The organism is Streptomyces sp. NPDC102402 (assembly GCF_044765765.1).
Classification (GTDB): Bacteria; Actinomycetota; Actinomycetes; order Streptomycetales; family Streptomycetaceae; genus Streptomyces.
This window is the reverse complement of record NZ_JBIWKR010000002.1, coordinates 504,508-530,431: the sequence shown is the minus strand read 5'-3', so window position 1 is coordinate 530,431 and position 25,924 is coordinate 504,508. Positions and strand designations below refer to the sequence as shown.

Below are 25,924 nucleotides of genomic sequence, written 5' to 3'. Positions count from 1 at the left end.
TGGTCACAGCTCGCCCATCCGCCGGATCACGGGGGCGACCCGCTGGACGCCGTGGCGGTAGGCGCCGCGCGCCGCGTTGCGTACGGTGTCGCGGACCGCGCCCCGTACCCGGCCGGTCTCCTTCGGCGTGACGGCGCCGGGAAGCGGGTGGCCGTCGGGGCCCAGGTGGTGGCGGGCGAGGATGCCGGGGAGGTATCCGGGCGCGGTGGCGGGCGTGTAGTAGGGGGCGAGGGCGGGGAGCGGACCGGCGGTGAGCAGCGACGCGACCCGGGCGCGGGCGGTGTCGTAGGCCGTGCCGTAGCTGCCGTCGGCGGCGACTCCCTGGCCGGCCAGCCACTCCTCGTCGGGCTCCGGGCGGAGGCCGCCGTCGAGGTGGTCCCAGGACGTGATCAGCCCGGAGCCGACGAAGTGGTGGTTGCCGAGTGCCTCGCGGACGCCGAGGTCGGAGAGGACCGCGGTCGGGATCCTGCGGTGCAGGGACTCCAGTGCGGCGGTCGAGGACACGGTGACCAGGAGGTCGGTGCGGTCCAGGACCTCGCCCATGTGCCCGTACACGAGGCGGAAGTTGGGCGGCAGGCCGCCGGGGATCCGCTCCGCGAGGCGTTGGTAGGGCAGTTCCTCGATGTGTGTGGTGTGCTCGCCCGGCTTGGAGCGCAGCTTGAGCAGCACCTCCCTGCGGGGGTGCAGCCGGGCGTGCTCGACGAGCCGGCGCAGCAGATACGTGCGGTCGGCGCGGGACGCCGGCACGGAGGGCTGGGCGGCGAACACGACGGTGTCGCGGCCTTCCTCGGCCCGGTGCGGCTCGCCGCCGAGGAACGGCAGGGCCGCTTCCGTGACGGACGAGGCGTCGGCGCCGACCCCTTCGTACACCGCGCGGAAACGTTGCGCGTCGTGACGGGAGTTGGCGAGGACGATGTCGGCTCCGTGGCGCAGCAGGAGTCCGTCGGCGAGCTTCTCGTAGACGACACCGACGTAGCCCGTGACGACGACGGGCCTGCGGGGCAGGTCCAGTGCGGCCAGGCCGTGCAGCATGGCCTGGACCGCGCCGCCGACGAGGGCGAGGACCACGACGTCGTACGCCTCGTCCCGCACGGTGTGCAGGAATTCGACGGCCGTCACCTCGCGCACCCGGTCGGCGTCGATGCCGACCTCACCGACTTCGGCGAGCTGGCGGGGCGTCGGGGTGGCCCGGCCGCGCAGCAGCAGCCCGCTGATCTCCACGGGGCGCTCCGGCGCGCCGGAGTCCGGGGCCCCGGTGAGGCGGCGCGCGGTGAGCGCGCCCCATTTCCACCGGGTGTCGGAGTCGGCGAGCACGGCTATGCGGAGCGCCGCACGGTCGGCTGCTGGGGTGGCGGCCGGAGCGGCCGCGTCATCGGTACGAGGGGGCACGTCGTAAAAGCTAGGAAGCCATTTCGATCCGCGGCCCAACGTGATGGCAACAGATGGTTAACAGCCGGTCGACGGTTGGGGATTCGGCCCGTTCTTACGATGAATCCGCCGCGGGCGCGGCCCGGTTCACTTTCCGGTTGCGCGTCGTTCACTTTCCGTACGGGCGGGGGTCAAGGGGAATGCCGGGGCCGCGTCTAGCGTGATGCGGGTGGTCAAGCTCTCCGTCATCGTGCCGTTCTACAACGTCCGGGCATACGCTCCCGACACCCTCAGAAGCCTGCGGAACAACGCCCGCGAGGACTTCGAGTTCATCCTGGTCGACGACTGCTCGACCGACGGGACCGCGGATCTCCTGCGGCGGGCCCGGGACGGCACCGAGGGCGTCGTCGTGCACCGGCACGAACGCAACGCCGGTCTCGCCACGGCCCGCAACACGGGCCTGGACGCCGCCCGGGGCGAGTACATCGCCTTCCTGGACGGCGACGACTGGCTCGCGCCCGGTCACTACGCCCGCCTCCTCGCCCAGGCCGAGGCCCTGAGCTGCGCGTTCGTGCGTACGGACCACGTCCAGGTCACCGGCACGGCCCGTACGGTGCGCCGCGTCCCGCACGGGACGCGCGGAGTGGTGAGCGACCCCCGGGCGGCGATCCTGCCGGCCGGACGGACGACGTCGGTCGACTACGCCTACGCCTGGGCGGGTCTCTACCACCGCAGCCTGCTGGACCGGGGGCTCCTGCACTTCACCGACGGGCTGCGCACCGCCGAGGACCGGCCGTGGATCTGGCGGCTGCACCGGGAGGCGGAGTCCTTCGCGGTCCTGGGAACGCTCGGCCATTTCTACCGGCGCGGAGTCTCCTCGTCGCTCACCCAGATCGGTGACGAAAGGCAGCTGGATTTCATTCGCGCGTACGACCAGGTGCTTTCCGATACAGCGGCGGACCGCGACGCGGAAACACTGATGCCGAAAGCGGTGCGGACCTACTGCGCCGTCATCTCCCACCACATGGGATCCATCGGCAAATTCGAACCTGCGGTGGCCCGCACCCTGAAATCACTCGCCGCGCGGGCACTCCGGAATATGCCCCGCCGCGTGCTCGACGACGTCCTCGACTCCATGGACACCGAACGGGCGACCGTGCTGCGCAGGCTGCGCCGCCGGTCCGCCACCACTCAGGGAGCGGCTGCCGCGTGACCACCCAGATCTTCGCCGCCTCCGGCCTCCGCGGTACGGCCGTGCTCGCCGCGGCGCTGGACTCCGGCTGTTTCGTCGACGCCCGCCGGCGCGTCCTGCTGCTCTGCGACACCACGCCGGTCCCCGAGGCCGCGGCGCCGCTCGACACGGTGCCCGGTTTCGACCGGCTGCGCTCCCGTTTCGACGAGGTGCTCTCGTGGAACGACGCCGTCTTCCCCCTGCACCCGGCTGCCTGGACGCCACGGCCCGACGACGTGCCCCTGTGGGAACGCCATCTGCGCCGCGTGTGGGGGCTCGGGGACGAGGAGGTCGAACTGGCCCTGGAATCGCCGCTCACCGGGCCCTCCCAGGCCCTCGCCCAGATCTTCACGGGCGGCCCGGTGACCGTGTACGCGGACGGCCTGACCGGCTACGGCCCGACCCCGGGCAAGGTCCCGCCGCTGATCGGCACCCGTGTCCGGCAGCTCCTCCACCCGGACCTGCTCCCCGGCCTGGAGCCGCTTCTGCTGGGGGAGTTCGACGTCGTACCCCGCCCGCTGCCCACCGCTGCCCTGCGTGAGGTCTTCGGGGAACTGGCGGCTGCCACACCGGAATCCGGGGCCCCTGAAGGGTCCGTGATCCTGATCCTCCCCGAGTCGGGGACGCTCCCCGCCGCCGAGGAGACGGACCTCCACCTGCGGATGGTCCGGGCGACGGCCGCTCTCGGCCACACCCGTCTGGTCCTCCTGCCCCACCCCCGCGGCTCCGCCCCCACCGTCCCGCCCGTACGGGCCGAGGCCGCACGCCTCGGTGTCGGGCTGACAGTGCCGGAGTCCGGTCCGCCCGGCACCCCGGTCCTGGCCGAGGTCCTCTTCGAGCGGCTGCGCCCCGCACTCGTCGCCGGCTGCTCCTCGACGGCTCTGCTCACCGCGGCGACGCACTACGGCCTGCCGGTGGCCAGGACCGGGACCGGGACCCTCCTGGAGCACCTGACCCCGTACGAGAACCCGGCGAGGATCCCGGCCACGATCATCGACGCCCTGCTGCCCGATCTGGCCGGACCCGCCGTACCTGACGGGTCACCGCTGACCCGGCCGGGGGTCGCGGAGGCCCTCGGAGGGCTGCTGCCGGCGGTCGCGTTCGCGATGCGGCCACGTGTCCGCCCGGACCTTCGTCCGGCCGCCGAGCGCTACCTCTCCGCCCACCTGAACGCCCGGACCTGGCGCTACTTCAAACGCCGCCGACTGGGCTCGCTGGCCCTCCCCGGCGTGGTGCCGGCGCGCCTCGCCTTCGTCCGCCGGAACGCCACACTGCGCCGGCTGGCCCGGCGGGCACGGGCGCTCGGGCGCCGCTGAGGGCCGGACTCAGCCCAGGAGACGGGTCAGCCCGAGGCGGGTCCAGAGGAGTGCCGCGCCGAAGGAGAGGGCGGTCGTGGCGGCGGTGACACCGAGCACCAGGGCCGCCGCCACCGGCAGGCTCAGGTCCGCGTCCACGAGGACGTCGGTGAGCACGCCCAGCACCAGCACGTGCACCATGTACGCGCCGAACGAGGCTCCCGACAGACGGGCCAGGGCGGGACGCAGACGCCCGGGAACGCGCACGCGGTGCAGGGAGAACAGCACGGCGGCGCTGAGCAGGGCCACCAGGACGCTCGCGTACGGGATCGTGTAGTGCACCTCGTGCTGGTACGCGACGATCGCGGTCAGGGCCGCGACCGCCGGCAGCGGCCACCACAGCCGCCGCCTGCCCGGGGAGACCGCGGGCAGGGCGATGAGCAGGGCACCGAGTACGGCGTAGATCAGCTGGTACGGGCCGAAGCCCCACCCGAAGCGCGGCAGGTCCAGGTCCGTCGTCCTCGCCAGGTCGCCGAACAGGGTCGGGGCGGCCGCGAGGACGAGCAGGGCGGTGCCGAGGCCCCAGGGGCGCTTGCCCGACCTCACCAGCGCGACGAAGCCGAGGACCATGATCACGGGAATGTAGGCGTAGAGGTACCAGAGGTGGTAGGCCGGGCGGATCGAGGCGGACAGCGCGTCGAGCGCGAGCTCCCCCGCCGGTGCGCCGTTGGTGCCGCGCAGCCTGCCCCAGGCGATGTAGAGCGCGCTCCACACGGCGAGCGGCACCACGATCCGGACGATCCGCCGCCACAGCTGCCGGCCGTCCCGGACCGGGGCGCCGACGAGGACGACCCAGCCGGCCATCGCGAAGAACAGCGGCACGGCGAAACGGCCCGCCGAGTCCGCCACCAGGCCCGCCCAGTAGGTGCCGGGGCCGTTCGCGGCCTCACGGCCCGCGGTGTTCACGAACGCGGAGCCGGTGTGGCAGAGGATCACGCCGACCGAGCAGAGCAGCCGGATCAGATCGATGTCGTACCGGTGTTCGCGGTGCGGGCGGGGTTCGGCGGCCGGACGCGGCGCGGGGGCGGTGCCGGGGGCGGCCGAGCCGGCCCGGGAGACGGAGGAAGACATGGTCATCGCAGGCTACGAACGCGTCGGGCCGGGGTGAACTCCGGTCAGGTGAACAGTCACTTCGGTTGGATGTCCGGCAGGTGAAGGCCCGGTGCCGGCTCGGCGGTCCGAGGGCCGGGGACGTGCGGGGCGCGGCGCCCGGCGAAGGGGTCCGGCAACCCGAAGAGGCCCCGGAGCTCGGCGAGGTTGGCGCGGGTGACCGACCAGAGGTGTTCCTGCCGGCCGTGCACGTCGGCCACCGCGGCCCCGTGGTCGTCCAGCACGACCGCCGCACGCTCGGCGAGGCGTGCGCCCAGCGACCGCTCGTGGACGGACACGCCCCACTCGGGGCGCTCCACGTCCGTGAGGAAGTAGGCGAGTTTGGGATGGGAGACGAGGCTGATGATCGGTGTGCCGCAGCCGAAGGGGATCATCGCCGCGTGTCCGCGCGCGCCGATGACCAGGCGTGTACGCCGGTAGAGCTCGCGGATCCGGTCGTTGGAGAACAGGTACAGCGGCTCCACGGGGAGGGCGATGCCGTGTTCCCTGCGCAGGTCGTGGACGAACTTCTCGTCGGTCGGCATGTGGGCCGCGTACCGGACCTCGGCGCGCTCGCCGACGGCCCGCACGGCGGCGGCGGTCTCGGCCAGGAAGTGGCCGTAGTCGTGGCCGAAGCGCAGCCCGGCCCGGTCGTAGGCGCAGTTGATCAGCACCGTGTCGTCGCGGTCCGTGCCGTCGTCGCGGTCGTCGTCGAGGCCGGGGTCGAGGTGCCGGGCCACGGTCGTGGGGCACGGCTGGTAGCGCACCCGGTCCCGCAGCTCCTGGGGCAGCAGCTCCCTGACCCGGTCCACGGAACCCTGGTTGCGCAGGCCGAAGAAGGCCGACTTCCCGACGAGGGCGCGCAGGCTCGCCGCGAAGCGCTCCCGGCGGTAGCGCTGGCCGTCGAAGACGTTGTAGCCGACCGCGAAGACGGCGAGCGGCGCGGTGATCCGGGCCAGGACGTCGTCGGGGATGTTCCACTGCCAGCCGCTGTTGCCGTTGGGCGCGGTGTCCGGGAGGAAGAGCCCTCCGCCGCCGACGACGATGCCGCGCCGGGCGTTCAGTTCCTCCAGGCCGGTCTCGTCGACCAGCCGGTGCACCGACCGCTCGTGCCAGCGGGCGGGGCCGGTGTCGGGGCCGAAGCACATCCGCACCGCTTCGGGGAGCACCTTGTCGCCCGCGTTCTCCTGGCCGTCGGCGAACAGGGCCACGTGCGCGAGCTGTTCGCGCGCGGTCCCGGAGGCGGCCTCATGCGACACGGCGGGCGCCGGGCTCGTACGGGCGTACCAGGCACGGCAGTTGCCGTCGGTGGGGTCCGCGTCGAGGCCCTCGCGGGCGTAGGCGTGGGCGTCCTGCTCTCGTCCCAGCAGCCAGGCGAGCCGGGCGAGCTGGCCGTAGGCGCGGGCGGCGAAGTCGGGTGAGACGGTGGCCAGGAGCAGGTGCGCCTCGGCCTCCTCGTAGCGGGACAGGGCCATCAGGCTGATGCCCAGCGTCTCGTGGCAGCGCGGCAGGTCGGGCCGGTCCGCCACCGCCGGGGTCAGCAGGGCGACGGCCTCCTCGTAGCGGCCCTGCTGCCGGTGCACCTCGGCGACCTGGCGGACGAGGTCCACCGGCGCGCGCCTCCCCTCGGGAAAGGGCAGGGCGAGGTGCAGGAGCAGTTCGGGGTGCTTGGGGCCCGGCAGGGCGCAGTAGGCGGCGCGGAACTCCTCGTCGTCCATCTCGTGGCGCTCGAGTGCCTCGCGCGCCGGGGTCCCGGGCGCCGGGTCCTCACCGAAGTGCAGGACGACGGTGCTCCCGGGCACGGGGGTGTCGTCGTACGGCCGGCCCGCCGGGACTTCGTAGCGGGAGGCGAGCGGTTCCAGGAGTCCGGCCTCCGTCAGGGCACGGTCCACCGCGTCCTCGCCGCCCGCGGCCAGGGCGTCCAGCAGGGCGTCCGTCACGTCCTGGCGCTGGATCACCAGCAGCCCGCCGTCCCGCACGGTCCGCGTGCCGCCGGGGCCGGGCTGCGGCACGGCGGCCACTCCGGTGCGCAGGGCCAGCAGCGGGAGGAGCGATCCGAGGACGACCATGCCGGGGCCGAGGGCGACGACCGTGTCGTGACCGGTCTCCCGGAAGACGTCGAGGCGGCTCTCCGCGCTGCGCGGGACGAGGCGCGGGTGCAGTCGGCGGGCGGCGTCGAACGCGGAGTCGGGCAGCCCCGGGTGCAGGACGAGGAAGTCCTCGCAGACGGCGGGATCGGCCAGCGCGAGGCTGCGCAGCAGCACGAGCAGGCCGGGCATCCCGGGCTCGTCGGTCCAGGCCGCGAAGGCGATCCTCCGCTTGCCCGTGACGGCACGCCGGTCGTCGGCGTCGGGCGCGGCGGCCGTGGTGGCGTCGGTCCGTCTGTCGGCGGGAGTGCTCATCGGAGTGCGGTCCTCATCTCGGTCTCGTCCTGGTGTGTCGCGCGTGCGGCGACCCACGCGCGCTCGCGCGGCTGCAACTGGCCCGGCAGTCCGAAGCCGATGAGGTCCAGGCGGTCGGCAGCGTCGAGGAAGTCCAGGAGCCGCAGCACGGTGAAGGCGGTGCCTGCCCGGGGCCACCGGCCGTCCTCGCCGAGGAGCGCCGGATCGTCCAGGGGGTGCCGCAGCGACGCGTCGCCGATGTGGTCCTGCGCGCCGGCGACCAGGCGGGCGCGCAGCGACCGGCGCCAGTGCGGCAGGGAGTCGCCGAAGACCAGCCGGGTGCCCGCCCGCCGGTCCCATGCGGGGCCCGTCCACGGGGTGCCGCCCCGCAGCGTGAGCGCGTGCAGGTCGGTACGCGGGGCGGCGGAGGGCACGCTGTCGCAGCGCACCACCAGGTCGTAGCTGTCGATCAGTCTCCGCAGCCCGCTGTCCGGGACGCGCTCCTCGTCGGCGATCCGGGGCGCGCCCGCGACCAGGCAGACCGAGCGTCCGGCGACCAGGCGGCGCAGGGCGGTGACGCCGAGCGGCTCGGCGCCGCCGAGCAGGGGGTCGGCGAGCCTGTCCCGGTCCAGCAGCCGGCGGTGGGCGGCGTAGAGGGCGGCGAGGCGGCGCGCCTCGGGGTCGGTCATCCCGCCGGCCTCGGCGGTCCGCCGGCGCACGGCCTCGGCGAATTCGGTGCGAGCCTGCCCGGCGGGGGCGTTGTGGAGCGTCCGCAGCCGGGTGCCGTCCTCACCGGGGAGCAGCCCGGCGGCCTCGTCCAGACAGGAGCGGAGGTCCTTCAGGGTGGCGATCCGGCGCACGATGCCGGCGGCGGCCCGCTGGTCCTGCTGAAGCGTCAGGTGCCGCTCGTAGGCCTGGACCGCCTCGTCGCGGCGGCCCAGCGCGTCGAGGGCGCTTCCGCGCAGCCGCCACGCCCCCTTCGACCTGGGCCGCAGCTCCGCGGCCTCGACGGCGATGTCCAGGGCGAGGCGGGTCTCCGCCTCCCCACCGGCCTCCAGAGCTCGCTGCCCGGTGCGCAGCAGAGCATCGAACAGGTCGTCCCCTTCGGTGCCGCATGCGGTCGTGAGGCCGCCGATGGCGGCGACGAGCCGGGTCCGGGGGGCGTCGCTCAGGGGCCCGCCCGCGGCGAGGCCCGCGAGGTAGTCACCGCACAGGCGCAGGGCGGCCGTCGGCGCGGGCCGCGCCGCACCGCCCTGCCCGGTCCTCGCCCGTACCGCCTTGAGCAGCCCCGTGAAGGTCTGGCCCATGCTCGTTCCGCCGTTCTGTCATCAGTGGCCGGACGGGGCGCGCGCCCCGGTTCCGGGGTCAGAGGCCGAGGCTGCTGCGGGTACGCCGCACGGTGCGGCGCAGCCGGATCGCCGCTCCTCGTGGGCCGCCGCCGGGCAGGGTGAGCTTCTGCAGGCGGCGCCGCTTGAAGTAGTGCTGTGTGGTGCTGTCGAGGTGGTCCCGCAGCCAGGACTCCGCCTCGGCGCGCAGCGTGGGGTGGAGCCCGGACTGCATGCAGTAGCCCACCGTCCGGACCAGGGGTGCGAGGGAGTCCGGGGCCGTGGAGGGCAGTTGGGGCACCGGTTCTCCGGCCTGCTCGTCCAGGTCGGGCACGAGGTGGTCGACGATCGTCAGCGGGACGCGGTTGCTGTTCTCGTACGGGGTGATGCGGTCCAGGACGAGGCCGGTGCCGACCCGCGCGACGGGGATGCCGTAGTACACGGCGGCGGTGAACATCGCGGTCGAGAAGCAGCCGACGACGAGTGCGGGCGCGCACCTCTCGAAGAGGGTCTCGGCGAGCAGCGGGCTGTCCAGCGTGGTCAGCCGCACGCCGAGGGCGGCGGCCGCGTCGTCGAGCGCCCGGGAGTAGCGGGCCGGTGCGGTGGGGTGGGGTTTGAAGAGGACGGAGGTGTGACCGGCCCGTGCCGCGCCCCGCAGCATGCGCAGGTGCAGGTCCTCCTCCTCCTCGGCCGTGAGGATGTTCAGGGCGGCGAGGTACTGGCCGAGGAGCACGGCCGTGGGTGCCCCGGCCTCGGCCTCGACGAGCCCGCGGTCGCCGTCGGCCGCCCCGGCGATCTCTCCGAGGACCTTGCGGAAGGACTCGTTCGGGACGAGCTCGGGTTCGACGCCGGACTCGGCGAGGAGGAGCGGACGGAGCCCGGGGACGAGGTCCAGGTGGAGTACCCGCTGCACGCGGCAGGCGATGGAGCGCGGCACCTTGTTGCGGGTCGGGCCGTAGCTCATCAGGCCGTCCGCGTAGACGTGCACGGCGCTCTCGGAGAAGATCGCGGCCAGTGCGCGGGCCGGGTTGACCTGGATGGACTCGACGGCGAGGTCGACGGGGCCGTCGGGGTCGATGCCCCAGGCGAGGCGGAAGGCGCGCTGCCAGAGCTCGGTCTCCTCGGCGCGCGGGCCCCATCCGCTGGGGTGGTGCGGGCTGATGGCCTCGTTCCAGTCGACGACGGAGTCGAAGCGGGCCGCGATGTCCCCGTAGCCCCGCATCTCCTCCAGCCGGAGGGCGGTCTCGGGGATCGCCGCGTTGTTGGAGACGAGGAGGACGCGGTGGCTGTCCTGTCCCGGCCCGAACTGGCCGGCGTCCAGCGCCGCCGCGAGTGTGGCCGCCCCGTACAGGGTCGACACCTGGAAGATCTGGGTGCGCGTGGGCATGGGTCAGGCGGCCTTCTGCTTGTCACGCAGGCGGTTGAGCAGAGTGCTGCGCCTGGTGTCCATCATCGTCAGGGTGTGGTCGAGCACCTGCTGCGGCATGCGGTGCAGCGCGGCGGTCGACTCGTGGCGCAGGCGCCGGAAGGTGGCGGGCTCGTAGGCGTCCGCCTTCTCGTTGTGGAAGGCGATCATCGCGCAGTAGGTGCGGACCGCCTTGGGGAGGAGGATCTCCGCGTCCGGGTCCTCGCGGATCTCGTCGATCAGCGTGTCGTAGGCGGGGAAGAAGTCCAGCTGGCGGGAGTCCTTGATCTGCGTCAGGGACGTCGTGACACCGCGCCGGTAGAAGACCCCGTACAGATTCAGCGCCGCGTAGGTACGGGCCCGCAGGTGCAGCTGCCAGATCCACAGCCGGTCCTCGGCGGTGCGGAGCCGGGTGGTGAAGCGGTGGCCGCCGTCCTCGAAGAGCCGCCGGTGGTAGACGCCCGCCCACACGAAGGGGTAGTCGACCATCGTCTCGAACTCGGGGGCCGCGATGCCTTCGCGCGGGTCCATCACCGTGTCGCGGAGCCGGGCGGGGGCGCGCCGCACGACGCGGCTGGTCCCGGTGGCCTGGACGTGGTCGGTGCGGGCGAAGTCGCAGTCCAGCCCGGCGGCGGCGTGCAGCAGCCGGGCCAGGTGCCCGGGGGCGTACCAGTCGTCGCCGTCGAGGAAGGTGACGAAGTCGCCGCGGGCCGCGTCGATGCCGCTGTTGCGGGCCGCCGCGATGCCCACGTTCTTCTCGTGCCGGATGACCTCGGCGTTCGGGAGTCTGTCGGCCCAGCGGTCGACGACGGCCGGTGTGTCGTCCGTGGAGCAGTCGTCGACCAGCAGGAACTCGATGTCGGGGCCCGCGTTACGGGCAAGGCTGCCCAGCGTCGTGTCGGCGAAGGGGCCGACATTGTGGAACGGGACGACGACGGACAGTTTCGGCACGCGGGCCCTCACCTTCGATCATGGTCCGGTCACGCTAGTGACGCGGATGAAGGAGCGGGTGTCGTCCGGCCCGACGAACGGTGAACTCTGGGCGTCGCCGCGGTGACCTCCGCCGGGGACGGCAGCGCTAGGTGACGCCGTACCGCGCCTCGATGCCCGCGATGACGATCCGCAGGCCGTCCTCGAAGCGTTCGTCGTAGCGGCCGAAGATCTCGGCCCCGGCCGCCGCCGCGAGCGGGTAGCGCTTCAGGCGTCCGGCCCGGTCGTCGACGTCGTAACCCTCCCGCCGCTCGTCCGGCATGGGCTGGACGCCCTGCTCCTCGGTGACGAAGCCGATCGTGTACGCGTTCACGGTCGTGCCCGCGCGCACGGCCTGCCACAGCTCGAACCCGGCGTCGACCATGGTGCGGAGGTGGGCCTCCAGGCCCTCGGCGTGATCGGTGCCGGTGAACCGGGCGCCGCTGTAGACCTTGGCGCCGTCGCGGTAGCGGAGCAGGGCGCCGCGCAGGACGCTCTGGTAGGCGAACATCTGCTGCTGCCAGGAGTGGGGCGTAGGCCCGGGCAGGTCCGACAGCATCCGGCGGTACATCACCGTGGCCATCTCGTCGAGTAGCGCCTGCTTGTCCTTGAAGTGCCAGTAGAGGGCGGGTGCCTTGACGTCCAGCTCCCTGGCGATGGCGCGCAGGGTCAGCCCGTCGAGGCCCACCTCGTTCAGCAGTCTCAGCGCGGCGTCCGCGACGCGCGCCCGGTCGATCTTCGTCGTTCCCACCTTGACAATTTAACAGCGTTAAGCACACACTCCCGAACATGGAACTTAACGCTGTTAAGGAAACCGGGGTCCTGGTCGTCGGCGCGGGCCCCAGCGGCCTCGCCCTGGCATGCGACCTCGCCCGTCGCGGAGTGCGCGCCCTGGTCGTCGAGCAGGCCCCGTCCCTCTTCCCCGGCTCACGCGGCAAGGGCATCCAGCCGCGCACCCGGGAGGTGTTCGACGACCTCGGGGTGGGTACCGCCGTGCGGGAGCACGGCGGCACCGCCCCCGTCGGGATGACCTGGAAGGACGGTGAGCGCCAGGGCGAGTACGACATGTTCCGCCGCGCGGCGCCCACGGAGGCCGAGCCGTACGGGGAGCCCTGGATGATGCCGCAGTGGCGGACCCAGGAGATCCTCGTCGCCCGCCTGCGCGAACTGGGCGGCGACGTCCTCTTCTCGTCCGCGCTCACAGGCCTGTCGCAGGACGCCGACGGGGTCACCGCGCGGCTCACCACCGGCGAGGTGCGAGCCTCCTACCTGGTCGCGGCGGACGGCGGACGCTCCACGGTCCGGCGCGCGCTCTCCATCACGATGGAGGGGGAGACCGTGGACCCCTCCCCCACGCTGGTCGCCGACGTACGGATCGCGGACGACGCCCTCGACCGCCTCAACTGGCACATCTTCCTGGGCGAGAAGGGCATGCTCACACTCTGCCCGCTGCCCGGCACACCCGACTTCCAGCTGGTCGCCCAGTTCGGGGAAGGGGCGCCCGACACCACGCCGGAGGGCGTACGGGAACTCGTCGCGGCCCGCACCCACCTGGGCGCGGACGATGTCACCGAGGTGCGCTGGTCGTCCGACTTCCGCCCCCGCGCCGCGCTGGCCGGCCGGTTCCGTGACGGCCGGGTCTTCCTCGCCGGCGACGCCGCGCACGTCCACTCCCCGGCCGGCGGCCAGGGGCTGAACACGAGCGTCCAGGACGCGTACAACCTGGGCTGGAAGCTCGGGCAGGTGCTTCTCCACGGCGCACCCGCCGCCCTGCTGGACACCTACGAGCAGGAACGCCGCCCGGTCGCCGCCGAGATGCTCGGCCTCTCCACCCGCATCCACCGGGGCGAACAGGAACGCGGGTCCGCGGCGCAGCAGTTGGGCCTCGGCTACCGCGAGGGCCCGCTGGCATCCGGCCGGGCGGGCCTCCTGGAGGCCGGCGACCGGGCGCCGGACGGACCGGCCGGCGAGGGCGGGCGGCTCTTCGACGTCTTCAGGGGGCCGCACTTCACGCTGCTCGCGGTCTCCACGGACGCCACGCTCCCCGCTCACGACGGCGAGCTCCTGCGGACCTTCCGCACCGAGACGGCCGAGGCCTACGGAAAGGGCCTGTTCCTGGTGCGGCCCGACGGCTACGTCGGCTGGGCGGGCGAGGACACCTCAGGGCTCGCGGAGTACGCCGGACGACTGGGCCTTGACCTCAACTTTGCTTGAGGTTCTACGGTCCAGGACATGGACTACTCACATGACGACGCAGGACTCGCACGGCAGCCGATCGGGTACTGGAGCTGGGCCGCCTGGGACGCGGTCGTGACCCACATCCGGGCCGGACTGGCCGAACACGGCCTGACCCAGCCCCCCTGGTGGGTCCTCAACCAGCTCGTCGACGCCGGCGAAACGGGCCGCCCGCGCGCCGAGGTGGCCTCGACACTCAGCGGCTACCTGACCACCGGCGGCTCCATCGAGACCGAGATCGACTTCCTCATCACCCGGGGCCTGGCCACCGAGGACCCCCGCACGCACCTGCGACTGACCGCCGAGGGCCGCGCGCTGCACACCAAGGCCGCCGAACGGGTCGGCCGGGCGCTGTCGGAGATCCACGCCGGAATCCCGGACGAGGAGTACGTCGCCGCCCTCAAGGTCCTTCAGCGCATGATCCACAACGTGGGCGGCACGGCATGGCACCACTGAGCCCAGCCGCACTCACACACTGCTGAACGACAGCTTCGCCGCGAACCCGAGGAACAGCACACCCGCCGCCGAAGTGGCCCCTGCCGACAGCCGCTTGCGGCGGCGGAAGGCGGCGGCCAGGCGGGTGCCGCCGAATATGAGCGCCGTGAGGTAGAGGAAGCTGCTGATCTGCAGCAGCGTGCCCAGCAGCAGGAAGGAGATACCCGGATCGACGAACTGCATGAAGAACGTTCCAACATCCAACCGCCTGTAGGCTCACGCCCATGACCGCCACAAAGACCGCTCCCGAGTGGACTCCTGAGGAACTGGCCGAGCTGGCCGAACTCCAAGACAAGAGCCAGGCACTACCGGAGGACGCGCCCCAAGGACTCCTGTCAGTGCGACTGTCGATCCTCACGGAGGACACAACCTCGCCCGCGCGGCAGGAACTTGACCTTCGCCGTCATGCCATCCGAGAGGGCGTCAGGGTTGTCGGTGTGGCCAGGGACCTCGGCGTGTCTGCAACCAAAAAGGCACCTTGGGAGCGTAAGGAACTCGGGGACTGGCTCAATAACCGCATACCAGAATTTGACATTATTCTGTTCTGGAAGCTGGACCGATTCATCAGGCGCATCTCTGACCTACACGAAGTCATCAAGTGGTGTGAAAAGTTCGGGAAGAACCTGATTTCCCTCAATGACACACTGGACCTGTCATCTCCCATGACTCAAGCAATGGTGACATTCGTCGCGGCAGTTGCAGAGATCGAAGCCGCTAACACAAAGACCCGTGTTTCATCCCACTGGGAATACACTAAGCAGCAAGATCAATGGCGTATCGGTAAGCCGTCATACGGTTACAAGACCGGCAGGGTGCGCGGAAAACTCCGCCTAGTACAAGACCCTAAGCAAGCGCGAGCGGTGCGCTATATGTACCAGGCTGCAATGCGGGGGGTTCCGGCAAACCGAATCGCTAAGGTTCTGGACAGGGCCAAGGTTGCAACCTATAGCAACGGGAAATGGAACAATCAACAGGTCCTCAGGACCCTTAGGAATCCTGCCGTTAAGGGGATTCGCACTGAGGGAGGAACGAAAGCGGCCACTTACAGGTCTACGCCGGTACTAGACAAGAAAGGTCAGGAAATCAGGGTTACGGATGAACCGATCCTGACCACTGAAGAGTTCGAGAACGTACAAGCCGCGCTTTCCCTTCGCTCCAAGAACAAGCGCCACCACGAGAAGAACCGCCGCCCCACCAGGTTCCTCGGCGTTATGAAGCATCAGTGCGGTAGAAACGTCAATGAGACGAACAGCTACAAAGCACTTTCTACCGGCGAAGTGAGAGAGTATCGATACCTGCGGTGCCCCGAGTGTCGGAGGCCGGGATTTGTGACACCGGACCCTGAGCATGTGTACTCGGCTTTGGCGCAAGCCGTCTTTGAGGCACTGGGGGACTTCGAGGTGATCCGCCGCGAGTACGCCCGAGGCGACGAGAATAGGCGCGAGCGGAAGCGACTGGAAGAGTCCATCGCCTACTACATGTCCGGGCTGGAGCCTGAGGGAAGATTCGATAGGTCCGGGTTCATTCGAGAGAAGGCAGAGGGCACGCTAGATGCCCTCATGAACGACTTGATGAAGATCGACCCGGATTCCACGAAAGACAGGTGGGTCTACGAAAGTACCGGCATGACATACAACGAACACTGGAAAGCCGGCGGCGTAGAGGCGATGGAAAAAGATCTATTGAGTGCCGGCATAACTTTCGAACTTGGAAAACAAGATGACGGCGAACTGTTGGGCAAATTGATCATTCCACATGACGTCAAGAAGCGACTGATCAGGATGGACAACAACTGGAGTTAGCGATACCGGCACGCTCCGCCAAACAGAAATGCCTCCTCCGGGACGAGGGGGCATTTCTGTTTCATCTCTCGGAGGGATATAAATATGCGACAGGTCGAATATTGGCATGGTCGGGTAAACCGGCAAAAGGACGGCTTCAGGACACCTCGGGGCTACTTACGGCCTTCACTGTGAGTGGCTGCCGCTTCCGCCTGCCCGGGGTACTGGCAAGGGCAGAGAACGGGGTGACCTTGGGCGCCTCCTGGGCCTCCTTCGGAAGCCTCTCGGGTAGGCCGAGGGCTCGCAGTGCCTCCCGCTGCTCCTGGAGGTCCATGCGGGCGAACAGGGCCGCAGTGTCGTCAAGGTGAGACATACCTACCCCCTACGCGTTCGCCAGAGACAGCTTGACGGCAAACCCCAGGAAGAGCATGCCGGCGGCCGAGGTGGCCCCCGCGCTGAGCGTCCTCCGACGACGGAACACAGCGGCCAGACGAGCCCCGCCGAAGATGAGCGCAGACAGGTACAACACGCTTGCCAGCTGGAGGAGTACGCCTAGAGTCACGAAGCCCGCGACCGGGTTGGACTCTGACACGAACTGCACGAAGAAGGAGATGAGGAAGAGGATCAGCTTGGGATTGAACAGGCTGACCACGAGCGCCCGCCGGTAGGGACGCTCCGAATCCCTCGCGGGCGTCCCGTCCTCCTCCACCGCCAGCTCGGCCATGCGCTGGTGCCGCTCGCGCCACATCGACAGGGCCGTCCGCATCATCCCGATGGCCATCCAGGTCAGATAGCCCGCGCCGGCGAACTTGACGACCGCGAACAGCAGGGGCGTCGTCTGCAGCAGGGAGGCGGCGCCCAGCGCGGACAGCGTCATCAGGATCGTGTCCCCGGTCCACACCCCGGCGGCGGCCACATAACCGGTGCGCACCCCGCGCCTGGCGGCGACGGAGAGCACGTACAGCGAATTCGGCCCCGGCAGCAGAATGATCAGCACAAGGCCGGCGAGATAGGTCGGAAGATCGGTGACACCCAGCATGAACGGAGTCTCGCACGCGGGTACGACACTCCGCTCAGGCCGTCCACATCGCGGCTGGTCAGGGCCTCAGCGGGTCACCGTCGAGCAGGCATCCTCCTGTCGGGGACCACTGTTCAGGAGGCCCGGGACCGCCGTCGTACCGCGCGAGGTCACCCGGGCGGGACGACGGCTCCGCTCAGAACGCGTCCGTCGGGACGTACGCGCCCCAGACCTCCCGCAGCGCGCCGCAGACCTCGCCCACCGTGGCCCGGGCCGCGAGCGCGTCCTTCATCGGGTAGAGCACGTTCTCCGTGCCCTCCGCCGCCTTCTTCAGCTCCACGAGCGCGGCGTCCACAACGCCCTGGTCGCGCTCCGCGCGGAGCTTCGCGAGGCGGGCCGCCTGCTGGGCCTCGATCGCCGGGTCGACGCGGAGCGGCTCGTACGGCTCCTCCTCGTCGAGGCGGAAGCGGTTGACGCCGACGACCACGCGCTCCCCGCTGTCCGTCTCCTGGGCGACGCGGTACGCACTGCGCTCGATCTCCTCCTTCTGGAAGCCGCGCTCGATGGCCTCGACCGCGCCCCCCATGTCCTCGACCCTGAGCATCAGCTCCAGGGCGGCGGCCTCGACGTCGTCGGTCATCCTCTCGACGACGTAACTGCCCGCGAACGGGTCCACCGTCGCCGTCACGTCCGTCTCGTACGCCAGGACCTGCTGCGTACGCAACGCGAGGCGGGCCGACTTGTCGGTCGGCAGGGCGATGGCCTCGTCGAAGGAGTTGGTGTGGAGCGACTGGGTACCGCCGAGGACCGCGCCCAGCCCCTGCACGGCGACCCGGACCAGGTTGACCTCGGGCTGCTGCGCGGTGAGCTGGACGCCCGCGGTCTGGGTGTGGAAGCGCAGCATCAGCGACTTGGGGTTCTCCGCGCCGAACTCCTCCTTCATCACCCGCGCCCAGATCCGGCGCGCGGCACGGAATTTGGCGACCTCTTCGAGGATCGTCGTACGGGCGACGAAGAAGAAGGAGAGCCGCGGCGCGAAGTCGTCCACGTCCATTCCGGCCGCCACGGCGGTGCGGACGTACTCGATGCCGTCCGCGAGGGTGAACGCGATCTCCTGCGCGGGCGAGGCACCCGCCTCCGCCATGTGGTAGCCGGAGATCGAGATGGTGTTCCACTTCGGGATCTCGGCCCGGCAGTACTGGAAGATGTCGGCGATCAGCCGCAGCGAGGGCTTCGGCGGGAAGATGTACGTGCCCCGGGCGATGTACTCCTTGAGCACGTCGTTCTGGATGGTGCCCGTCAGCCGGCCGGCCGGCACGCCCTGCTCCTCGGCGACCAGTTGGTAGAGGAGGAGCAGGAGCGCGGCGGGGGCGTTGATGGTCATCGAGGTCGAGACCTCGCCCAGCGGGATCCCGTCGAAGAGGACGCGCATGTCCTCGACCGAGTCGATCGCCACGCCGACCTTGCCGACCTCGCCGGAGGCGAGGGGGGCGTCCGAGTCGTGCCCCATCTGGGTCGGCAGGTCGAAGGCGACGGACAGGCCCGCCGTGCCGTTGGCGATGAGCTGCTTGTAGCGGGCGTTGGACTCGGTGGCGGTGCCGAATCCCGCGTACTGCCGCATCGTCCACGGCCGGCCCGTGTACATCGAGGGGTAGACGCCGCGCGTGAAGGGGAAGGCGCCAGGGGCACCCAGCTTCTCCTCGGCCCGCCAGCCGTCGAGAGCCTCCGGCCCGTACACCGGCTCGATGGGCAGTCCCGACTCGGACTCACGCGTCATGTGCTGTGCCTCCCGTTCAAGCTGGTCATCAGTGACAGACGTCGCGACGGACTCCGCCGGCGGCGCCGGGGCCCGCGGGGTCCGCGCTCATGGCTCGTACCCGGAGGCCCGGACGTACGTCCCCCATCATGCGCAGGATTCGGCAACCGGGCAGGGCGGGAATCCGTCCCATGGGATATCCGTGTCACGCGGCAGGTCGGGCGTGACCGGCGTCGGGACGCGTGAGCCAGGGGGCAGGGAATGAGACGCGTACGGGAGAACAGCCGTGCCCACCGCGTGCGTACGGCGGCCGCCGCAGTCGTCGGCGTACTCGCTCTGGTCACGTCGGCGGCGGCCTGCAAGGTGGAGAAGGTGGGGGCCGCGGAGCCCACCGCCGCCGCGACGGAGCCGGGCGCCCGGCCCGCGGACGACGCCAAAACGGGCAGTGGCCAGGGCACCCCAGGCCCGGCCACCCCCTCCCGGACCCCGGGCGCACGGCCCTCCCCGGAGCCCAGGACCCTGATGTCCGTCGGCGACCGGAGCGAGCGGGTACGGGAGCTCCAGGCCCGCCTGCGTCAGATCGGGCACTTCGGCCGCACACCCACCGGGTACTACGGCACCGTCACCGTCGCCGCCGTGCGGTCCTTCCAGGGCAAGCGGGGCCTCTCCCGGACGGGCACGACAGACACCGTCACCTGGGAGCGGCTGCTCGCGATGACCCGCGAGCCGACGGCCAAGGAGCTCGACCCGCCGGCCGCGCGGCCTGCGCCCGCGAAGCCCGACGCCCGTTGCCTGAAGGGCCGTGTCCTCTGCGTCAGCAAGAACAGCCGCACGCTGTCCTGGATGATCGACGGCAGGGTCGTCTCGTCGATGGACGTGCGGTTCGGCTCGCAGTACACGCCCACCCGTGACGGCGAGTTCTCGGTGTACTGGAAGTCCCGCCACCACGTGTCGACGCTCTACGACTCCCCCATGCCGTACGCCATGTTCTTCAGCGGCGGCCAGGCGGTGCACTACTCGTCGGACTTCGCGGCGCGCGGTTACGACGGCGCCTCGCACGGCTGCGTGAACGTACGGGACGAGGGGAAGATCGCGTCGCTCTTCGCTCAGGTGCGCAACGGCGACAAGGTCGTCATCTACTGGTAGAGCTCCGGTGGACAAGGGGCGCGGGCGGGACCGGGGGAACGTGTCCCGCCCGCGCCGGGTGCGCTGAGCCGAAGGTACGGGGGGAACCCCGGCTCTGTGCGCGGCCGATGACCAGTCGGCACTCACTACTGCGCCGTACCGCCGAAGAGTGTTACACCCGGAACGTCTACGCAGGTCAGCGCGTTGACGGGGAGAGTTCGGACGGGACCGCCCCGGGTCCGGCCGTCGGCCGCGGGTCCACGCCGTCCCCCGGCGCGACGCCCCGCGTGCCCGCCTCGGACGGCGCGCGGAAGGTGACGGAGGGGAGGGACCCCTCGCTGTCGCCGCCGCCCTTCCCGCCGTCCGCTCCGCCGTCGCCCTTGTCCTCGCCCGGGCCGCCCTCGTCGCTCCCGCGGCCGCCCGTACCCAGGAGCCGGTCGCAGAAGCGGTCCAGGTTCGCCTCTCCGTCGGCCAGTTCGAGGAGCCGGCGCTCCTCCTCCCGGCTCAGTGAGTCCTCGCGGTAGCCACGGCATGCCGCGACCGACTTCTTGTACACCTCGGCCGGGGACCTCCTGGGCGGCTCGCGGCCGTCCGTGCCGTCCTGGGCGGTGTCACCGCCGTCCCGGGCCCCGCCCTCATGGTCCGCAGCGCCGTTCTCGCGCCCGGTTCGCCCGTCGTCCTCCTCCGCTCCGCCGTCCGGGCCGTCGGGCGCGTCCGAGACCGCCGGCGGACCGGGTGTACGGGGGGCGGCGGAGGGCAGGGGCGAGGACTCGCCCGCGTCGGGCACCTCCGCGCCGAGCTCATCGGGAGTCGCCGCCGCCGAGACCGACGTGGCGGGGACCGGTGAGGCATGGCCCCCGAACGGGGCGGGAAGCATTCCTGTGCCCGCCGCGACGGCCACCCCGCCGAGCGCACAGCCGGCGAGGGAGACGACGAGGCCGTAGCGCACGGGACGGGTCCAGCGCGGACGCCGGACCGGGACCGCGGGCGTGGGCCCGATCCGTACCGTGTGCTGGGCGTCCTGCTGTCCCGGGCGTCCGGCGGGACTCGCCGCGCCCGCCCGTCTCCCGCCCCGGGACGCCTCGCGGAAGGCGGCCAGAACAGCCGCCTCACCGGGCAGTTCGCCGCCGGCGGGGTGCGCGGTCCGCAGCGCGAGCAGTGCGGCCTCGAGCCGTCGGGCCTCGGTCGTGGCGTGACCCCCGACGGGCTCGACGGACTCGCCGCGGAGCAACTTCTCCGCCGCGTCCGCGTCAAGCCACTCGTGCTGCTCGTCGGCCATCACATGTCCCTCTGCGTCCACGGACGCGAATGCGTCACACCGGCGGGCGCCACCGCACCCTGGCGGCCCGGGCGCTGCGCGGGCACGGCACCGAGCTCCGGCCCCGGCGCCGGGATCTCGTCCTCCGGGCTGGGGTCGGCACCGACCAGCTCCGCCAGCCGCTTCAGTCCCCGGTGGGCGGCGGTGCGCACGGCGCCGGGACGCTTGCCCAGCGTCCGGGCGGCACTCTTGGCGTCCAGCCCGATGACCACGCGGAGCACGACCGCCTCGGCCTGGTCCTGGGGCAGTTGCGCGATGAGCGACATGGTGCGGCCGGTGGCCAGCGACTCCAGCGCCTCGCCGGCCGTGTCGGACTCGGCGGGCTCACCCGCCAGCTCGCTCTCGTCGCCACCGATGGCCGGACGCCTGCCTCTCATCCGCAGGTGGTCGAGCGAACGGTTGCGCGCTATGCGGGCCGCCCAGCCCCGGAACCGGTCGGCGTCGCCACTGAACCGGTCGAGATCACGCGCTATCTGCAGCCAGGACTCGGAGGCCACGTCCTCCGCGTCCGGTTCACCGACCAGCGTCCGTATGTAGCCCAGCAGCCGCGGGTGCACGGCGCGGTACACAGTACGGAAGGCGTCCTCGTCCCCGTCCTGTGCCGCGAGCACCGCGGCGGTCAGCTCCGCGTCGTCCCCCAGCACTCTTTCAACCCGCCCTGCTGATTCGAATCGTAGCTGGTCATCGCTACTGCGCCACCCTGCGTGACTCAGCACGCTACGTGGTCGGACCGCACCCCGTCCATGACTTGTACAACTCGCAACAGTCTCCTGGCCCAGTGCGGTGTGACAGAAAACGCACCCGTGGCGCTGAGATGAGTACGGGGTCGCCCTGCGACCCCGTGGAAGACGGCCGGGGCCTCTCCTGTGGGGGGTGGCGGCCCCGGTCGTCCTTCAGAACGCACCTCTCCGCCCCGCGGTCACGTCACGCCTGGACCTCTTGCGTGACCGACGCGCCGGCGGACGGCGGGGATTCCGGGCTCAGGAGCGGGGCAGTCCCACGTGCACGCCCATGGACGTCGCCGCGTGGACGAAGAACGCCTCCGGATCGGCGGCGACACCGGCGATGTGCCCGTACGCCTCGAATCCGAGCATGCCGTGCAGTTGGGTCCAGGCCGTGAGCATCCGCGTGACCACGGGGTCCGGGAGTCCCGCGAGCAGACCGGCCGTCAGCGGCTCCACGTTCCGGCGCATGCCCTGGGACAGTGCCGGATCTTCGGCATGGGAAGCGAGAACACCGGCCGCCTTCGCCTCATGAAGTGTCGCCAGCAGGGCCAGGACCGTCCGCGCACCCGCCGCCATCGTCTCCGGAGGAGCGCTGTAACCGGGCACCGGGGCCGCCCAGATCAGCGCGTACTCGTCAGGGTGGTCAAGGGCCCACCGCCGGACGTTCAGGCAGACCTCGACCCACCGGGCCAGGTGGCTCTCCGACGGGACGGAAGCGGAGCCGGTGGTGTCGGCGGGACCGCTCGACCGCCGCTCGGCGGCGTCACCCATCGCGTTGTACGCGCTCAGCACCAGATCGGTCAGCAGGTCCCACTCGCCGGGATACGCCTTGCGGGCGTCACCGGGGTCCACGCCCGCCTCCCGGGCCAGACTCTCCAGGTCGAGATCGACTCCGCGGCGCAACGGCAGTCTTCCCACCGCTGCCCCGCGCATCGCCGCACCCACATCCGCGAACACCGCGTCGCTCCGGGTACCCGCGTCTGCCCAGACCGTGTTTCCGTTCTCGGCACTCGTGCCCGAAGGGTTGGTGACGTCCATCCGGCGGCTCCTCTCTCGTCATCTGCCCGTGCCGGCGCGTGGGCCCTCGCGTTCGATACGGCATGGCCACAGCGCCTGGTTCGGCACGATAGACGCACGCGGGGGCACACCGGCCGACACCAGACAAACACACTGCGCTGACGTGGCGCTGACGGGTGAACGATTCCTTCCGCCTCCGGGAGCGGACGGGAGAGCGCCCGGAGGCGGGAGCGGAACGGCCGTCCCGGCCGGGCGCGGAGGTCAGGTCATGCCGTCCCCTCGGTCATGCCGTCCCCTCAGGAAGACGCCACGGACCGGCCGCGGGCGCGGCGGGACACCACCGCCCGCAGCACCCGCCGCCCCTCGGTCGAGAGCTCCAGGACCCTGCGCAGGCCCGGGCCGGCGCCCAGCGGCGCGGCCGTCTCGGCGAGCGCCTCCAGAATCTGGGACTGGCGGCGGAGCTCACCCGTCACCAGCGGGCCGCCGTCCGCGGCGCCGCCGGCACGGCAGCGCGCGGACACGTCCGTTCCGCCCGCCGGGAAGTCGAACTCCCCGTGGATGTCCAGGGCCAGCAGCGAGCAGGCGTCCGCCCACGCGCGCAGCGGCCCGGTTCCGAAGTCCCGGGGCGCGGCGCCGAGCAGCGCGCGGACCCGGGCAGCTGTGGCGTCGCCCCGGGCGGCTCCCTCCAGCGCGGCGTGCACGTCGTCGAGCCGGGTGGCCCATTCCGCGCCGCTCTCGCAGCTCGCCCAGAGCGGGCGCAGCGGTTCCGGATCGCTCCCGTCCCCCGGCGCCGGGAGGCAGCGGTCCAGGCAGGCGAGCCCGCTCGCCGCCAGACCTCGGCCGTCGGCACGGGCGATCAGCTCCAGCAGACTCATCGACGCCTCCCCCATGGGTTCCCGGAAGACACCGCCTCCCGTTACCGCGTACAGCGCCAGATGGCTGAAAAGCGTCACTCTCCCGACATGGAAGATCACAGCGGGACTCAGCCGGACAGGCTCTCGATGCCCAGACAGTCCAGGAAAGCGAGGAAAAGTTCCTCCGCGGACCGCTCAGGCCGCTCGACGCGCAGCAGTTCGAGCAGGGGACCTTCGCGCACGCCCCGGCCGGTTTCGGCCGCCCACTCCACGGCCCGCGCCGCCGCGTCCTCGGGTGGCAGGAAGAAGTCCTCGAGCGTCAGGCCGTCGCGGACCATGTGCGCCGTCATGGGTCCCCTGCCGAGGCACGCGTACCAGGAACCGCTGTGCGGCGCCGCCGCCTCGACGGCCACGCAGACTCCGTCCATGACGAAGCCGAGGAGGACCGGCGCCCGTGCGGCGTCGGCCAGTGCGGTCATGCTGCCGAGAGAGGGCTCCGTGGGGTGGGACCAGACCTGCCAGCCGTCCGCGCGGTACTCGCGCAGCGTCAGCCGCTCGCGCGCGTCCCGCAGCGCGGGGTGGCCGATCAGCGGCTCACCACTGCGGCCCACCAGATAGCAGCCCCAGAAACCCACGCCCTGCTCCCCCCGCGGTCCGGGCTGCCATTCTTCCCGCCCGGGACCACGGGGAAGCGCGAAAACGGGTCAACTCAGACGGGGTCCGGGCCGGTGGGCGACGGGGCGGAGAGCGGGGTCACGCCGAGGGCGGCGCGCCAGGGGTGCGGCTCGCGGACCCCTCCCCTCCTCCGCGGGCGGTGTCCACGGGGTCGTGCCTCAGTCCGTCGAATCGACCTCGCCGGCCAGTGTCCGGAATTGGGCCCAGCTCAGCTCGGGCTTCTCCGGGTCCCACAGCTTCTGGGAGACCGCGTTGAGCGGCATACGGATCCCCGCCGCCACCTGCGCCTGCGTCTGCGCGTTCGGGAAGTCGCCCCAGACGGCGAACCTGCCGCCCAGGATCTGCTTCGAGTAGCGCTCGGCCACCGGCTCGGTGCCCCGCAGGACGAGCGGGGTCCACTGCTCGTAGATGCGCTCCCCCGTCGGGTACGTGAAGTCGTTGGGCTCGCCGAGCACGTAGTAGAGGAACTCGTCGTTGAGGTTGATCACCTTGCGGCCCTCGGCCAGGTACTCCTGGGGCGGCCGGGCGCCGATCTCCTTGCCCGTCCAGTACTCGACCTCGATGCCCTTGTCGCCCGTGACCGTCCCGCCGCTGAAGAAGCCGTCGTTCCACGCCTTGGGGATCTTCTTCGCCTCGGTGATCACCGCGGCGCGGTCGTTCAGCCAGCCCTCCGCCAGATCCTGGACGGTGGCGCCGTCGCCGTACTTCTTCCGGGCGGCCTCGGCCAGCTGCGGGTAGGAGGCGGCCGGGTCGCTCACGGTGAGCGCCTGGTACTCGTCCGCGCCGACGTGGAACCAGTCGCCGGGGAAGAGCTCCGCGTACTCCTTGAGCAGGTCGTCGACGATCTGCGCCGACTCGGGCTTCGAGATGTCGATGGCACCCTCCCGCACGACCCCCTGCGTGTTCCGCAGACGCAGGTCGGGGTGGGCCTCAAGGACCGCGCCGAGGTGTCCGGGCGAGTCGATCTCGGCGACGATCGTGATGTGGAGGCTCTGCGCGAGCTTCACGATCCGGCGGACCTCCGCCTTGCTGAGGTGCTCGTCGGAGACGACCTCGGGATGCGTGTCGGACTCGATCCGGAAGGCCTGGTCGTCGGAGAAGTGGAGGCCGAGCTGGTTGAGCTTGAGGTCGGCCATCTCGCGGATCCTGGCCTCGATCCAGTCCGCGCTGTAGTGCTTGCGCGCGATGTCGAGGTTGAACCCCCGCTGCGGCCGGTCCGGGGTGTCGCGCACGACGCCCTCGGGCATGGTGTCGTCGGCGCTCAGCGACTGCTTGAGGGTGCGGGTCCCGTAGAACACGCCCGCCTGGCCGGCGCCACTGATCGTCACCCGGTTGCCCTCGGTCTTCAGGGTGTACGACTCCGGACCGCCCTTGCCGGAGTCCGCCAGGGCCAGCTCGACGTCGCCGGAGCGGGGCGCCTTCTCGCCCCGGTAGCTGATCTTCAGCTCCCGGGCGAGCAGCTTCGCCTCGTCGGCGAGCTCGGGATCGGCCGCGACGACCGTGCTGCCCTCGGCCGGTTTCCAGCCGGGCCCGCGGGCCGCCGTGTGCTCGCGCACCGAGGGTATGGAGCGCGGGGCGGTGGAGAGCGGGTAGCTCCGGGTGGGGGACGGCGCGGCGGAGGTGCGGGACGAGGCCGTCGCACCGTTCCCGGCGCCGGGGCCGGAGGCCTCGGGCCAGACGACGACGGTCAGGGTGACTGCGGCGGCCACCGCGACGGCCGCACCGGCCACCATGGGTGCACGTGAGGGCGACATCGGTCAGAAACCTCCGGATCGGGGGAGAAACAGTTCAAAGAAGATGAG

The 25,924-nt window shown here is 71.6% G+C and carries 21 protein-coding genes and 1 pseudogene; 6 read left to right on the top strand and 16 right to left on the bottom strand.

Annotated elements, in window-relative coordinates; translation table 11 throughout:
- Positions 1–3: 3 nt before the first annotated feature.
- On the bottom strand, positions 4–1,389 hold the full coding sequence (locus tag ACIRJR_RS07305) for a DUF6716 putative glycosyltransferase (protein ID WP_403775118.1): 1,386 nt from the start codon (positions 1,387–1,389) through the stop codon (positions 4–6).
- Positions 1,390–1,597: 208 nt separating this feature from the next.
- Between ACIRJR_RS07305 and ACIRJR_RS07300 the strand changes: the two genes are divergently transcribed.
- Positions 1,598–2,581 (top strand): glycosyltransferase family 2 protein, encoded by a 984-nt coding sequence (locus ACIRJR_RS07300; RefSeq protein WP_403775115.1) that lies wholly within the window; start codon positions 1,598–1,600, stop codon positions 2,579–2,581.
- The gene (locus tag ACIRJR_RS07295) at positions 2,578–3,915 is read left to right on the top strand and encodes a polysialyltransferase family glycosyltransferase (protein ID WP_403775112.1); all 1,338 of its coding nucleotides are present in this window, start codon (positions 2,578–2,580) and stop codon (positions 3,913–3,915) included. The genes ACIRJR_RS07300 and ACIRJR_RS07295 overlap by 4 nt, the downstream gene beginning before the upstream one ends.
- 9 nt (positions 3,916–3,924) lie before the next feature.
- On the opposite strand, the gene ACIRJR_RS07290 is transcribed toward ACIRJR_RS07295, so the two are convergent.
- From ACIRJR_RS07290 to ACIRJR_RS07265, 6 genes are all read right to left on the bottom strand, one after another.
- The gene (locus ACIRJR_RS07290) at positions 3,925–5,031 is read right to left on the bottom strand and encodes an acyltransferase (RefSeq protein WP_403775109.1); all 1,107 of its coding nucleotides are present in this window, start codon (positions 5,029–5,031) and stop codon (positions 3,925–3,927) included.
- Positions 5,032–5,081: 50 nt separating this feature from the next.
- The gene (locus tag ACIRJR_RS07285; protein ID WP_403775106.1) at positions 5,082–7,445 is read right to left on the bottom strand and encodes a polysaccharide pyruvyl transferase family protein; all 2,364 of its coding nucleotides are present in this window, start codon (positions 7,443–7,445) and stop codon (positions 5,082–5,084) included.
- Entirely contained in the window at positions 7,442–8,731 is a 1,290-nt protein-coding gene (locus ACIRJR_RS07280; protein ID WP_403775103.1) for a hypothetical protein, read from the bottom strand. The genes ACIRJR_RS07285 and ACIRJR_RS07280 overlap by 4 nt, the downstream gene beginning before the upstream one ends.
- Positions 8,732–8,789: 58 nt before the next feature.
- Positions 8,790–10,136 carry a polysialyltransferase family glycosyltransferase gene (locus tag ACIRJR_RS07275; protein ID WP_403775100.1) on the bottom strand — a complete coding sequence of 449 codons (1,347 nt, stop codon included), beginning with the start codon at positions 10,134–10,136 and terminating at the stop codon, positions 8,790–8,792.
- Between the two features lie 3 nt (positions 10,137–10,139).
- Entirely contained in the window at positions 10,140–11,105 is a 966-nt protein-coding gene (locus ACIRJR_RS07270) for a glycosyltransferase family 2 protein (RefSeq protein WP_403775097.1), read from the bottom strand.
- Positions 11,106–11,232: 127 nt separating this feature from the next.
- Entirely contained in the window at positions 11,233–11,874 is a 642-nt protein-coding gene (locus tag ACIRJR_RS07265; protein WP_403775094.1) for a TetR/AcrR family transcriptional regulator C-terminal domain-containing protein, read from the bottom strand.
- A gap of 38 nt (positions 11,875–11,912) precedes the next feature.
- Between ACIRJR_RS07265 and ACIRJR_RS07260 the strand changes: the two genes are divergently transcribed.
- Positions 11,913–13,337, top strand: coding sequence for an FAD-dependent monooxygenase (locus ACIRJR_RS07260; protein ID WP_403775091.1), 1,425 nt, complete (start codon positions 11,913–11,915; stop codon positions 13,335–13,337).
- A gap of 18 nt (positions 13,338–13,355) precedes the next feature.
- Positions 13,356–13,814 (top strand): MarR family winged helix-turn-helix transcriptional regulator, encoded by a 459-nt coding sequence (locus tag ACIRJR_RS07255; RefSeq protein WP_403775088.1) that lies wholly within the window; start codon positions 13,356–13,358, stop codon positions 13,812–13,814.
- 12 nt (positions 13,815–13,826) lie between these two features.
- Here ACIRJR_RS07255 and ACIRJR_RS07250 read toward each other — a convergent pair.
- Positions 13,827–14,045 (bottom strand): annotated as a pseudogene (locus tag ACIRJR_RS07250) (LysE family transporter); the annotation flags it as partial.
- 32 nt (positions 14,046–14,077) lie between these two features.
- On the opposite strand from ACIRJR_RS07250, the gene ACIRJR_RS07245 reads away from it, so the two are divergent.
- Positions 14,078–15,655: a recombinase family protein gene (locus ACIRJR_RS07245; RefSeq protein WP_403775085.1), complete on the top strand. Its 1,578-nt coding sequence runs from the start codon at positions 14,078–14,080 to the stop codon at positions 15,653–15,655.
- Between the two features lie 361 nt (positions 15,656–16,016).
- Here ACIRJR_RS07245 and leuE read toward each other — a convergent pair whose 3' ends face one another.
- Both leuE and ACIRJR_RS07235 read right to left on the bottom strand, forming a co-directional pair.
- Entirely contained in the window at positions 16,017–16,673 is a 657-nt protein-coding gene (gene leuE, locus ACIRJR_RS07240) for a leucine efflux protein LeuE (protein ID WP_403775082.1), read from the bottom strand.
- Positions 16,674–16,848: 175 nt separating this feature from the next.
- A complete protein-coding gene (locus tag ACIRJR_RS07235) occupies positions 16,849–18,429 on the bottom strand; it encodes a methylmalonyl-CoA mutase (RefSeq protein WP_403775079.1) in 1,581 nt (526 codons plus the stop codon).
- A gap of 240 nt (positions 18,430–18,669) precedes the next feature.
- Between ACIRJR_RS07235 and ACIRJR_RS07230 the strand changes: the two genes are divergently transcribed.
- Entirely contained in the window at positions 18,670–19,554 is an 885-nt protein-coding gene (locus tag ACIRJR_RS07230) for a L,D-transpeptidase family protein (protein ID WP_403775076.1), read from the top strand.
- 175 nt (positions 19,555–19,729) lie between these two features.
- On the opposite strand, the gene ACIRJR_RS07225 is transcribed toward ACIRJR_RS07230, so the two are convergent.
- The 6 genes from ACIRJR_RS07225 to ACIRJR_RS07200 all read right to left on the bottom strand — a co-directional run bounded on the left by ACIRJR_RS07225 (position 19,730) and on the right by ACIRJR_RS07200 (position 25,876).
- The gene (locus ACIRJR_RS07225) at positions 19,730–20,812 is read right to left on the bottom strand and encodes a hypothetical protein (protein ID WP_403775072.1); all 1,083 of its coding nucleotides are present in this window, start codon (positions 20,810–20,812) and stop codon (positions 19,730–19,732) included.
- Positions 20,812–21,495, bottom strand: a complete 684-nt coding sequence (locus tag ACIRJR_RS07220; RefSeq protein ID WP_403775069.1) for an RNA polymerase sigma factor — start codon at positions 21,493–21,495, stop codon at positions 20,812–20,814. Before ACIRJR_RS07220 ends, ACIRJR_RS07225 begins: the two co-directional genes overlap by 1 nt.
- Positions 21,496–21,831: 336 nt before the next feature.
- Positions 21,832–22,614, bottom strand: coding sequence for a TetR-like C-terminal domain-containing protein (locus ACIRJR_RS07215; RefSeq protein ID WP_403775067.1), 783 nt, complete (start codon positions 22,612–22,614; stop codon positions 21,832–21,834).
- 275 nt (positions 22,615–22,889) lie between these two features.
- Positions 22,890–23,468 (bottom strand): hypothetical protein, encoded by a 579-nt coding sequence (locus ACIRJR_RS07210; protein ID WP_403776388.1) that lies wholly within the window; start codon positions 23,466–23,468, stop codon positions 22,890–22,892.
- A 107-nt stretch (positions 23,469–23,575) separates the two neighbouring features.
- Complete coding sequence (locus ACIRJR_RS07205) at positions 23,576–24,082, bottom strand: hypothetical protein (protein WP_403775065.1); 507 nt, start codon at positions 24,080–24,082, stop codon at positions 23,576–23,578.
- 198 nt (positions 24,083–24,280) lie between these two features.
- Positions 24,281–25,876 carry a family 20 glycosylhydrolase gene (locus tag ACIRJR_RS07200; protein ID WP_403775062.1) on the bottom strand — a complete coding sequence of 532 codons (1,596 nt, stop codon included), beginning with the start codon at positions 25,874–25,876 and terminating at the stop codon, positions 24,281–24,283.
- Positions 25,877–25,924 lie beyond the last annotated feature (48 nt).

Bases quoted from the DNA above. Each gene is read 5' to 3' on its own strand.
- ACIRJR_RS07290 (WP_403775109.1), bottom strand. From the start codon at position 5,031: ATGACCATGTCTTCCTCCGTCTCCCGGGCCGGCTCGGCCGCCCCCGGC.
- ACIRJR_RS07285 (WP_403775106.1), bottom strand. From the start codon at position 7,445: ATGAGCACTCCCGCCGACAGACGGACCGACGCCACCACGGCCGCCGCG.
- ACIRJR_RS07280 (WP_403775103.1), bottom strand. From the start codon at position 8,731: ATGGGCCAGACCTTCACGGGGCTGCTCAAGGCGGTACGGGCGAGGACC.
- ACIRJR_RS07275 (WP_403775100.1), bottom strand. From the start codon at position 10,136: ATGCCCACGCGCACCCAGATCTTCCAGGTGTCGACCCTGTACGGGGCG.
- ACIRJR_RS07260 (WP_403775091.1), top strand. From the start codon at position 11,913: ATGGAACTTAACGCTGTTAAGGAAACCGGGGTCCTGGTCGTCGGCGCG.
- ACIRJR_RS07255 (WP_403775088.1), top strand. From the start codon at position 13,356: ATGGACTACTCACATGACGACGCAGGACTCGCACGGCAGCCGATCGGG.
- ACIRJR_RS07245 (WP_403775085.1), top strand. From the start codon at position 14,078: ATGACCGCCACAAAGACCGCTCCCGAGTGGACTCCTGAGGAACTGGCC.
- leuE (WP_403775082.1), bottom strand. From the start codon at position 16,673: ATGCTGGGTGTCACCGATCTTCCGACCTATCTCGCCGGCCTTGTGCTG.
- ACIRJR_RS07235 (WP_403775079.1), bottom strand. From the start codon at position 18,429: ATGACGCGTGAGTCCGAGTCGGGACTGCCCATCGAGCCGGTGTACGGG.
- ACIRJR_RS07230 (WP_403775076.1), top strand. From the start codon at position 18,670: ATGAGACGCGTACGGGAGAACAGCCGTGCCCACCGCGTGCGTACGGCG.
- ACIRJR_RS07225 (WP_403775072.1), bottom strand. From the start codon at position 20,812: ATGGCCGACGAGCAGCACGAGTGGCTTGACGCGGACGCGGCGGAGAAG.
- ACIRJR_RS07215 (WP_403775067.1), bottom strand. From the start codon at position 22,614: ATGGACGTCACCAACCCTTCGGGCACGAGTGCCGAGAACGGAAACACG.
- ACIRJR_RS07210 (WP_403776388.1), bottom strand. From the start codon at position 23,468: ATGAGTCTGCTGGAGCTGATCGCCCGTGCCGACGGCCGAGGTCTGGCG.
- ACIRJR_RS07200 (WP_403775062.1), bottom strand. From the start codon at position 25,876: ATGTCGCCCTCACGTGCACCCATGGTGGCCGGTGCGGCCGTCGCGGTG.